Annotated in this window: 6 protein-coding genes; 4 read left to right on the forward strand and 2 right to left on the reverse strand. The window is 40.2% G+C overall.

What is annotated here, in order from left to right; all coding sequences use genetic code 11:
- Window positions 1–25: 25 nt before the first annotated feature.
- On the reverse strand, window positions 26–1,405 hold the full coding sequence (locus tag B2X33_RS04610) for a tetratricopeptide repeat protein (RefSeq protein WP_296667967.1): 1,380 nt from the start codon (window positions 1,403–1,405) through the stop codon (window positions 26–28).
- Window positions 1,406–1,454: 49 nt separating this feature from the next.
- Here B2X33_RS04610 and B2X33_RS04615 point away from each other — a divergent pair, with 49 nt between their 5' ends.
- Window positions 1,455–3,212 carry a hypothetical protein gene (locus tag B2X33_RS04615; RefSeq protein WP_296667968.1) on the forward strand — a complete coding sequence of 586 codons (1,758 nt, stop codon included), beginning with the start codon at window positions 1,455–1,457 and terminating at the stop codon, window positions 3,210–3,212.
- A gap of 242 nt (window positions 3,213–3,454) precedes the next feature.
- The gene (locus tag B2X33_RS04620; protein WP_296667970.1) at window positions 3,455–4,939 is read left to right on the forward strand and encodes an MGH1-like glycoside hydrolase domain-containing protein; all 1,485 of its coding nucleotides are present in this window, start codon (window positions 3,455–3,457) and stop codon (window positions 4,937–4,939) included.
- A 119-nt stretch (window positions 4,940–5,058) separates the two neighbouring features.
- On the opposite strand, the gene B2X33_RS04625 is transcribed toward B2X33_RS04620, so the two are convergent.
- Window positions 5,059–6,435: an ATP-dependent 6-phosphofructokinase gene (locus B2X33_RS04625; protein ID WP_296017788.1), complete on the reverse strand. Its 1,377-nt coding sequence runs from the start codon at window positions 6,433–6,435 to the stop codon at window positions 5,059–5,061.
- A 497-nt stretch (window positions 6,436–6,932) separates the two neighbouring features.
- Between B2X33_RS04625 and B2X33_RS04630 the strand changes: the two genes are divergently transcribed.
- The gene (locus tag B2X33_RS04630) at window positions 6,933–7,442 is read left to right on the forward strand and encodes a hypothetical protein (RefSeq protein WP_296017783.1); all 510 of its coding nucleotides are present in this window, start codon (window positions 6,933–6,935) and stop codon (window positions 7,440–7,442) included.
- Window positions 7,443–7,575: 133 nt separating this feature from the next.
- Window positions 7,576–10,611 carry a right-handed parallel beta-helix repeat-containing protein gene (locus B2X33_RS04635; protein ID WP_296667972.1) on the forward strand — a complete coding sequence of 1,012 codons (3,036 nt, stop codon included), beginning with the start codon at window positions 7,576–7,578 and terminating at the stop codon, window positions 10,609–10,611.
- Window positions 10,612–10,722 lie beyond the last annotated feature (111 nt).

Here is a 10,722-nt window from a genome sequence, read left to right on the forward strand (position 1 = left end):
TTAAATTCTCCACTTGGGGATTTTTTTATTTTATTCCGCTCGCCCACTGAGCCAATCTGTATTCAAAAAACATCGGGCTCTGCATGGCAGTAATCTCATTATAATATTTTTGAGCCAGGCTGTCTTTGCCCATAAGCTCGTAATAAAGCGCAAGATAAAATAAATATCTGCCTTTTTTCGTGCGGTTTGTTTCTTTAGAAATGTTGAGGGCAACGTCTGAGTCTCCGCCACGGTCGTGATACATCCGCACGATTTTGTAGTCAAGGCTCTGTCTGTTCGTGAGTTTTTTCATTAGCGATTCGGTAAAAGTCCGAAGCTCTAAATTTTTCTTCTGTTTAAAAAGACAGGCTGTTATCATCAATTTGTATGAAATGCTGTCCGGATTTTTTTTAAGAGCCTGCTCAAACGCTTTTTGAGATTCTTCCCAATTTCCTGCTCCCCAGGCAAGGATTCCAAGACTTTCGTAAGCGTAATAATATTGAGGATTTTTGTCGACAGTCAAGCGATAGTAAGAAAGAGCATCTTCTCGTCGTCCCTGCTCATCGTAAAGACCTGCAAGGTACGCATAACCAAGAAAATATTCCGGTTCGAGAGCAATTGCCTGTTTCCATGCAGACTCTGCACCAGAATAATCTCCTGTCATGCGGCTCCATGTTCCTAAGTCAAACCAGTAATCAGTGTTTGAAGGGTCGATTTTTATTGCGGTTTTTATGTATTCAATCGCCTTTTTATACTGTGTGTTTTCTGCTTCGTATTTTCCAAGATATGAATTTACCTGCGGATTATTAGGATTTAGTTTGTAAAGTTTGTTGAAAGCGTCCTTTGCGTCATCATCTTTTTCCATATAGTAGCACATTTTTCCGTAACCAAGCAGAGCTTCTTCGTTGGTTCTGTCGCCAAAAAGCGCTTTTTTATAAAAATCCCGGGCGTTGCGCCAATTTTTTTTGAGCGACTGCTCGTCCGCAAGCTCGATATTTGCCTCGGCATTGTAAGGTTCAATTGCGAGAATCTGCTTTATGAACTTTGCCTTGTTTACCTTGTCGCCTTTTTGTTTTGCCGCCATAAAATTCAAATTCAGCACTTCGATATTTTTTGGTTCTTTTTCAAAAAGCAATGAAGCAATTTTTTCCGCCTGTTCCGTTTTTCCAGCAGAAAGCAAAAGGCTGCCCTTTAAGCACAAAAGTTCAGTGTCGTCCTTTAAATTTTCAGGAATCGACTCAAAAAGGCTCAAAGCCTGTTCAATTGTTCCATCCTGCAAGACTGAGCTCAATTTTTGCACAAATTGAATTTCCTGCGATGAATTCAACTGCGAATTCTGGGCAAAAACTACAGGAATACTTACCGCTGCCAGAAAAAACACTGCGCAAAAAATAATTACCGTTCTTTTTTGAAATAATTTTTTCATTTTTCCTCTCATTGAAAATTTTGCTTTCATCAGATAAACTGAAAAACAAATGTTTAGACATCCATTTAGAAAAGCTTTCGGTTTAACCTTCCTTTACGGTTTTATTATTATCGGAATTTTTATCCTCCAATTTAGAAGCGAATCAGTTATTTTAAAGAATGCAGGCCTTTTAAGAATATCGGTTTCACAAACCCAGGATGCCGACGGCAATATGTCGCTAAAAAACACAGTCGGCGTTTCTTTTAAGGGAATTTCATTTACAGCGGACGACGTTCATCCCGCTGTTCTCTTCAATTCAAAAACTCAAAATCAAACTCCGCTCACGCTGCTTTCTTGGGAACAGCCTTCCCCGCAAAGTTTTAAATTCAACTTTACAGAAAACACATCTCTCACTTTTACGGTAAGCGACACAACTCCGCGCGCAAGCCTTTCAATCGCTGCCCAACTGCCAGACAGCAACTCTTCGCTTTCTCTCTATTACAATCCTGTTTCGGGCTATTCGGTTACAGAACAGAGCCGCTCAAAACAACTTTTTAGCTCAAAAAATATTTCTTACACAATGTCTGCAAATCAGATTAAGGACACTCAAATTATCCTTACAAAAAGTGCAAATGTTGCAATGTACACTCGGTTTGACCCGACAAAGGCATTCTCTTTTGCTTCTATTCCTACGGATTCTCAGACAGCAACAGCCTCTGCCTACGAAACAACAGTCAGAGATTTTAGAAACGCCCTTGTTTCTCAGGCAACTTCTGCTTTTTCAGACTCCTCCGCAATTTCGGAAGCTGTCGTTGCCGCTTTTGTGGCAGAAATGGCTTCTCAATCACGCTATCAGGAAGCAATCAAAGCAGTTCCAGATTCGTTCAAAAACGGAGCAAGAAGGACATATTTTACTTCTCCATACTTTAATACCCTCGCAGCAATGAATCCGAGCCTTGTAATGGCAAATGAAAATTTTGCGTCAATGATTCAAAACGCCATCGAACACAATTCCATCGACGTTTTCTCTGCTGACAACATTGCAGACTACATGCTCAGAAACGGAAATCTCGAAAACGTAAAACTCCTTGCCGCCCTTCCAGCAGCAATTCAAGATTTCCAGCCAACTCTCGTTCAGGCAACTTCAATTCTTCAAGTTTATCTCTCGCTCAAAAAAGCAGACAGCCCGCTTGCAGAATCATTCCAGCCGGTTACAGAACAGTGCCTAAATTCAATCACCCAGGCATGCACACTTTCTGTTTCTGACGACACTCTCACCTTGCATGACAGGGATTTTGCAGCAGGATTTGCGCAGACTGTTGAAACAGGAACCGTTCTGATCGACTACGGAAAACTTTTCGCAATTCCAGAATACTGCGCAGGCGGTTACATGCTCATAAACACGGCATTTGCCCAGAATCAAACAGCGGATCTCCGCACACTTGCAGAACTTTACCCGATTCTGATAAAAAACAACGCAAACTATCCACATTCGCTTGTAATGGACAAAAATTCAACCGAAACCATCTGGGCTTGGACTTGCGCCTCAAACATCACTTACGAAGAAAACGAAAATTCTTCCGAAGCGTTAATCACAGTTTCGTTCAAGCAAGGCGATTCTCATTACATAATCATAAACGGAATCAAACCTTTTGTCGGAATCGAAATTTACGGACTTTCATTCCACACAGACCCTCGGTTTGAAACTTACAATTCGTCGGGCTACATTTACAACGAAAAAACGCACACTCTGTTCTTAAAATCGCGGCACAAAGTTTCAAACGAAAAAATTCGCCTGTACTTTAACACCGTCCGTAACGAATATTAAAATTTTGGAGCACATTTGGCCTTAAAGCCAAAATTTTTCCGGTTAAAATGCGCATTTTTCGGAATTTCCGGCTCTTACTTCAAGTCCTCGCTTCGCTGTGGTCTTTCCGTAGCGATCCGGGCTACGTTTTACTGTAAAAAAATTGTTTTTTTTACGTAAAATTCTGTTTTCTATGATATAATCACAGAATAATCACTCATTTGTAATTTATTTTTTTACGCATTTATATTTAAGGGGCAATTGTGAACAAACGCGACTTTCCTAAAATTCACTTCTACGATCAGGATTTTGTAGATATTTACGATAAAACATGGACATGGCTTTCGGGATTCTGGTTAAATTCAAAACTCGCAGAAGATCCAGCCGACGGTTATTTTGTCTATCCTCAGGACAAAGACGGAAATCCCGTTTTAACTTCAACAACAGAACCTAATTCCCCAAACACAATAGCTTCTGCCACGATTGACCAGTTTGAATCTATTTTTTCTTCATTCTTCCTCGTTTATTCAAACCGCAATTATCCGGCAAACCAAAACATTGATTATTTTTACTCAAAACAGGAACAAAACGGCGCAATCCGCTGGAAATACGATTTAAAAACAGGAAGCCCGGTTTTTACAGAAGACAATCCCGAAGGAATCGGTCTTCCGCTTTTTGCCTGGGCAGAGTTCAACCTTTACCACAAATCTGCAAACAAGCGACGTGTAAAAGAGATTATGCCTGTTCTTCAAAAATACATGGAATGGGTAGATCAGACTTACAAACAGCCAAACGGTCTTTACAGCGCGCCTTTCTCTGCAAGCACAATGTTTAATTCGCCTCGCCAGAATACTTATTATGCAGTCGATTTTAACTCTGCAATGGCAATCAACTGCGCGCACATGAGTGCTTTAGGCGACATTCTCAACGACAAGGAAATAAGCTTCCAGTACAAACGCGCATATTTTTCCCTCAAAACGAGAATCAACTCAATGATGTGGGACAGCAATTCTGGTTTTTACTACGATTTGGACAAAAATGAGCAAAAACTTTCTCAAAAAACAATTGCCGGTTTCTGGCCGCTTTTGGCAGAAATTCCAAATGCTGACCGCGCAGACGCTTTAATTGACCATCTTTCCAACCCTTGCACTTTTGGAACAGACCATCCGTTCCCGACACTGAGCGCGGACAGTCCAAACTTTAACGAAAACGGCGAAGGTTTCTGCGGCGGAGTTTACCCGGCATTCAACTTTATGGTTATAAAAGGCTTGGAAAAATACCAGCATTATGAGCTTGCCCGCGAATGTGCAATCAGACACCTTTATTTTATTCTTGAAGGGTTACAACCTGCAAACGGGAAGAAAGGCGACATGTACGAAGCATACAAACCTTGCAAAGAAGGCCATGCCGTCATGGAATCGGATCCAAAATATCCAAAACAGCGCTATCTTCAAACTGTCGGACTTTCAACAATCGCGCTTATGATCGAAAACGTAATCGGTCTTTCAATTAGTTTGCCGCGCAAAACAGTAGATTGGATTATTCCAAACCTCGAAATTATGGGAATCGAAAAGCTTTCTCTAAAGCGCAACTTAATCACAATTTTGAGCAATAAGTCTGTTCGCGGCTGGGAAATCCAAATGGAAAGCGAAAAACTCTATTACTTTACAATCAATATCCTCGATCAGAAGAAAAAAACACTGCCAATTCCAAGCGGAAAATGCTCAATGCTGATTGATAAACTTTAAAAACCTTAAAGAAATCCTATTTTTTCAAAATCTAGTTATAAAAAAGCCTGCTGTTTTTTAAGCTAAACTTCAGCTTTTACAGCAGGCTTTTTTTATTCAATTTAATTTTGCTCAAAAACTTAATTGTGAGTTTCGCGCATTTTCATGTATTTTTCAGAAAGCGTGTTCAAGTTATTTACCATAAGAATCGGCTGTCTTGTCGCATCCAAAGCATCGCGCCACAAAGCGCCTTCCGGATCAACAAAATTGCGTCTTCTAGTTACCATCTGAATCGGCAAATGAACATATTTGTTGTTTACAAGACCTACAACCATCTTTGTTTTTCCAGCCATAGCCGCATGAGCCGCATAACTTCCAAGACGTTCACAATAAATCGAGTCGTTTGCAGTGGTTACAGAAGAACGGATCTGGTAACTTGGGTCAACATATTTTAAGTTGATGTGAATATTTTTCGACTTAAAATATTCATTTATCTTGTCGCGCAGAAAAAGTCCAATATCTGCAAGTTTTTTGTTGCCGCTGGCATCGGTTTCGTCAGTAGTAGCAAGCAAATCTTGACCTGCGCCTTCAGCAACGACAATTACCGCATGATGACGCTCCATAATTCTTTTTTCCAAATGTTCCAAAAATCCGTTCGGACCGTTCAATTCAAAAGGAACTTCAGGAATAAGACAGAAATTTGTTTCGTGGCTTGCAATTGCCGTTTCAGTTGCAATAAAACCAGATTCGCGTCCCATAAGTTTTACAAGGCCAATTCCATTAATCTGGCTAAAAGCTTCCATATGAATTGAAGAAACCGCTTCCGTCGCGCGCTGAACCGCAGTTTCAAAACCAAAAGAACGGTCAATAAACAAAAGGTCATTATCAACAGTTTTAGGAATTCCAACAACAGAAACTTTTAAACCGCGTCTTTCAATTTCATTTGCAATATCAAGCGAACCGCGCTGAGTTCCATCGCCGCCAATAATAAAAAGCATATTTATGTTCAACGATTCAATGGCATCAACAATTTCGGCAGTACGGTTTCCGCCGCCACGGCTTGTTCCTAAAAAAGAACCTCCGATTTTATGAATGTCATCAACTGAATCAGGATTCAAATCAATCGTATCAAAACCGCTTTCCGGGAAAAAACCTTTAAAACCAAATCTAAAACCGCGGATTTTTTTTACACCATAACGATAATAAAGACAGCGGACAACGGCACGGATTACGTCGTTCAAACCAGGACACAAACCGCCACAAGTACAAATTCCCGCATTTACATGAGCCGGATTAAAATAAATATACTCACGAGGACCGGCTTTTTGCATAAGATTGGAAACACCAAGGTTGTCTTCTTTTGGCGAATCTTCAAAAACATTTACCGCATATCTTACAAATGAAGAATCTTTTACATAGTTTGCACGAAAATCACCATGCTTTGTAGAAAGTTCAATCGGCGAATGAACTTTGCAAGGTCCGAGCTGTTCAATACTAAAATCATATTTCTCTGCCATAAAAACCTCTTTTTGCGAGCAATAAATATCCAGAAAACCTCTAAAAAACGAAATTTCCAAAGACTTTCAAATTTTACAACGTATAAAATCTTTTTTCAAATAAATCTACGGTTATTCTTCGTTAATTTTTATTTTTTTGGAGCGCAATTTTCTCACAAACCGGCTCTGCACGGTTCCGCTTTCGCTCCATTCAAAAGCCGGAAAAGTCTTTCCGCCTTTTGAACGCTGCGCACCGTTCCGATCCGGGCTAAGTTTTATGTTAAAACACATATTTTTGCAAAATACTTATAAAATATTGCTTTTTTTTATTATTTTTTTTACAGAAAATTCATTTAAATATCGTCATTCTGCAAATAATGCCCTTATTTTTTCCCAATTTTATTGTATACTAGAGCATAGCAGTTTTTATTAGCTGTTTATTCAACACAGAAACTGCGTATCCAAAAAATAATTTATTTGTTCTACGATTAAAGAACGCCAAAATGAGGAGGCTTTTAATGAAAAAGTTAGTTGGTATTATTTCTGCATGTCTTATGCTTTGCACAGCAGCATTCGCAGAAGGTTATTTTAGCGCTGAAGACCAGGAAAAAGGAACTATTACAGAAGACAAAGCTGTAGAAGATGGCTTCGTTCTTCATGCAACAACCGAAAAATACATGAACATTGCTAAAAAACCATTGCACAAAGCAGCAAACGGCGAAGAATTCAACATGGCTCTTCAGCTTCAGGGCAGCGGAAACGCTTCTTCACGTTCAGTTTCTTTCCCGGCAAAAGCAGGCGAAACAATCACTGTCTGGGGAAACTCTACTTCAAAATCAGATATGCGCCCTCTCGTTGTAGTCGGACCAGACGGAAAAACTGTAGCAGAACTTCCAATGGACAAAGATGTTAACGGAGCAGACGGACTTGCTTCTGAAGGTTCTGTAAAAGTTTCTGTTGACGGAACTTACACAGTTTTTTCTAAAAAATCAGGCATCAATATCTACAAAATCAACGTTGGAAAATAATTAAACTCTAACAAAATTAGGCGCGCAGACTTTTCCTAAGACGAGAGTCTGCGTTTTTTGTTAATACAAGATACAAGTTTACGTTGCAAACTTACTAATCAATTGCAATTTTGACTTTTTATGGGAGAACAAGATGAAAAAAATTGTTTCTTTGGGACTTTTTGCAGCACTTGCTTTTTCTGGATTTGCTCAGTCAGCACGTCCGGACTGGTCAACCGTTGCAGCCCCAAAAATCACATCTGTAGGTCTTAGCGATGGAAATCCAAACGAAATTACCGTAAATTTTAACGCTCCTACAGACGCAAAAACAGCCGACAAAGGCTATGTAGAAATGAAGGGTCCGTTCGGAAGCCCTGTAAAAAACACATTCGGAAAAGCACGCAGAGCTGCAAAACATTCTGAATTCACACCTGAATTTTCTGGAAAATACACATTCACTGTCTATACACAGCGAAATAACGAATCAACAGCCAAAGCTTCAGATCCTGTTGTATTCGACTTTAGCCTTCCTTTGACAAAACCTGTTTTAAACGTTTTAAATATTGGCAAAAGCACTCTTTCTGTAAAATGGGATCCTGTCGTAGAAGCTGAAAATTATATTGTTTCTTACACAGAAAATGGCAAAACAAAAGAACTTTCCGCAACAAAAGGCCTTTCTGCAGAAATCAAAGGACTTAAAGACGGCGATTTTAGCGACATTATAGTTTATGCAGTTCGCGGCAAAGAAAGAATTGCATCTTCAACAATGCACAAACTCGTGCGTGAAGAAAAAGAGCGTGTATGGACATTCACAGAATTTGGAACTTCTACGAACCCTGCCCGCAACCGTTTTGAACTTTTAGATCCAAACAATCTTAAAGTAAAACTTTATTCATGTACTTACGATGAAAATACTGGCAACATCCTTGAAAAAGGCGGAAAATTCGAAAGTTACTTTGACGGAATTTCTTTCTATTACACAGTAATTGATCCTAAAAAAGAAAACTTTGAACTTACAGCTACAGTTCACGTAGATTATCATAACCCAATGGCTGATGGGCAGGAAGGTTTTGGTGTTGTTGCTCTCGACCGTCTTGGCGTCGAAGGCCAGCCTTTAATGATTGCTTACAATAACTCGGCAGGAGTTATTACACGTAAATTTACAACGCACATCAATGGCGTAAAAAAAGAAATTAAAGACGGAATTGGCGCCCGTTTTGTAAGCGGACTTACTGACGAAATTATTGCGCTTGGCGATGAAGGAATTAAGGCTCACGCGACAAGCAAATCAGACGCTTTCTCTTATGATCAAGGTTCAGATGCAATTAAAACAGGCGACACATATCGCGTTACACTCAAAAAAGACAATACTGGCTATCATGCAATCTACAAGCGTGCAATTCCTTCTGAAGACACAAAAGAAGAATTCATAATGTACGATCCAGAGAACAACAAACTTCTCCAGCTCGACAAAGACCACATTTACATTGGTTTTGCAGTAGCTCGCGGGTGTAACGCAACATTTTCTGACGTTGTTCTAAACATCACCGATCCTAAAAAAGACCCTCCGGCTCTAGAAGAACCTCCAGAACTGGTTCCTCTTTCAACAACAATCGACTGTCCAACAACATGGTACAATCAGAAATATCCATTCGCATTTACAACAAACGCAAACGGAACTATCAGCGTAAAAACAACTGACGGAAAAGTCCTCATCAAGGGAGACAAAATTACAATTCCAGCAGGAAAAGTTTTTGCTGACTACAAAAAAACAATCAAAATCAACAAGGATTTGAACGACCTTCTCGTCACTTTCGATCCAGAAGACAACTGGCGTCCAGCTCCTAAAAAAGTTATTGCTCAGTTCAACGCAGAAGATAACGACTACGAAATGAACTACAAGCCGGTAACTTTCACTCACACAATCATTTCTAAAACATACAAGGGCAAGGTTCTTTATGTTTCTCCAAATGCAAATGCATTCGGAAAAGGCACTAGCGATGATCCACTCGACTTGGGTTCAGCAGTTGCATACTGCCAGCCTGGACAGAAAATCATTCTTAAAGCTGGAACTTATTATCCTGGAAAGAGCCTCGAAATTGAACGTGGGAACGATGGTACTGCAAAAGCAAGAAAATACCTAATTGCAGACGCTGGAGCCCGCCCAATCATCGATTTTTCAAAATCTAAAGCAAAAGTTACTGCTGTAAACCTTTACGGAAGCTACTGGACGCTCCAGGGATTTGATATTACAGGCACTCCGGGAGACGTAAAAGCCCTTCAGGTTGCAGGAAATTACAACGAAATCAGAATGGTAGACACTTACCTTAACGGCGATACAGGAATTCAGATTTCTGGACGTTCTTCTGAGAGCTTTGAAAAATGGCCGCACGACAACTTGATTTACGGTTGCGAATCTTTCGGAAACTCCGACCCTGCTCAGAACAATGCTGACGGTTTTGCTTCAAAACTTACATCTGGCGAAAACAATGTATTCCGTAACTGTGTTGCACACCACAACGTAGACGACGGCTGGGACTTCTACTCTAAGGTAGAAACAGGCGCAATCGGCGCAGTTCTTATCGACAACTGTATTACTTACGCAAACGGAACAAAACTCGACGGAACAGGAAATGGTGACGGAAACGGATTTAAACTTGGTGGCGACGGAATCGCAATCAAACATATTCTCCGAAACTCAATTTCCTGGGGAAATGGAGTAAACGGAGTAACCTGTAACTCTAACCCAGCACTTATTCTTGACCACGTAACAGTTTACGGAAGCGGAAACTACAATGTTTCTCTTTACGGAAAAGGCAAAGCCGCTGCCAACCCGCGCGTATTCAAGGCAGATGGAGTTCTTTCTGCAAACGGCGGAGCAGGCGACAACTTTGACGCTTCTAATGATCCAGACCTTGCAAAACGCCTTGCTGCAAAAAACAACTACTTCTTTAACGGCGCAAAATCTGTAAATGTTGACGGAACTACAGTTGATATTGCAAAAACATTTGTAAGCACAGATATTGCAAAATGGGCTAACGGATTTAACGCTGACGGTTCATTTAACCGCATTCCACGTAACGAAAACGGAGTATTTGATATTGGCGACTTGTTCCGCCTTACAGACAATGCTCCAGAAAACACTGGCGCTGACTACAATTACGTGTCAAAAAATGCAAATGCTAAATAATTTTTAGAAACTTAAAAAAATCTAAAAATTGACCGGAAGTGCCGCCCAAAATTTTGGGCGGCACTTTTTTTACGCACCACAGACTTTTACTAGCCCGGATTTTTGCATGCT

The sequence above is a fragment of the Treponema sp. UBA785 genome (assembly GCF_002297065.1).
Lineage (GTDB): Bacteria > Spirochaetota > Spirochaetia > Treponematales > Treponemataceae > Treponema_D.

Excerpts from the sequence above, each read along its gene's own strand:
- B2X33_RS04630 (WP_296017783.1), top strand. The coding sequence starts at position 6,933 with ATGAAAAAGTTAGTTGGTATTATTTCTGCATGTCTTATGCTTTGCACA.
- B2X33_RS04610 (WP_296667967.1), bottom strand. The coding sequence starts at position 1,405 with ATGAAAAAATTATTTCAAAAAAGAACGGTAATTATTTTTTGCGCAGTG.
- B2X33_RS04615 (WP_296667968.1), top strand. The coding sequence starts at position 1,455 with ATGTTTAGACATCCATTTAGAAAAGCTTTCGGTTTAACCTTCCTTTAC.
- B2X33_RS04625 (WP_296017788.1), bottom strand. The coding sequence starts at position 6,435 with ATGGCAGAGAAATATGATTTTAGTATTGAACAGCTCGGACCTTGCAAA.
- B2X33_RS04635 (WP_296667972.1), top strand. The coding sequence starts at position 7,576 with ATGAAAAAAATTGTTTCTTTGGGACTTTTTGCAGCACTTGCTTTTTCT.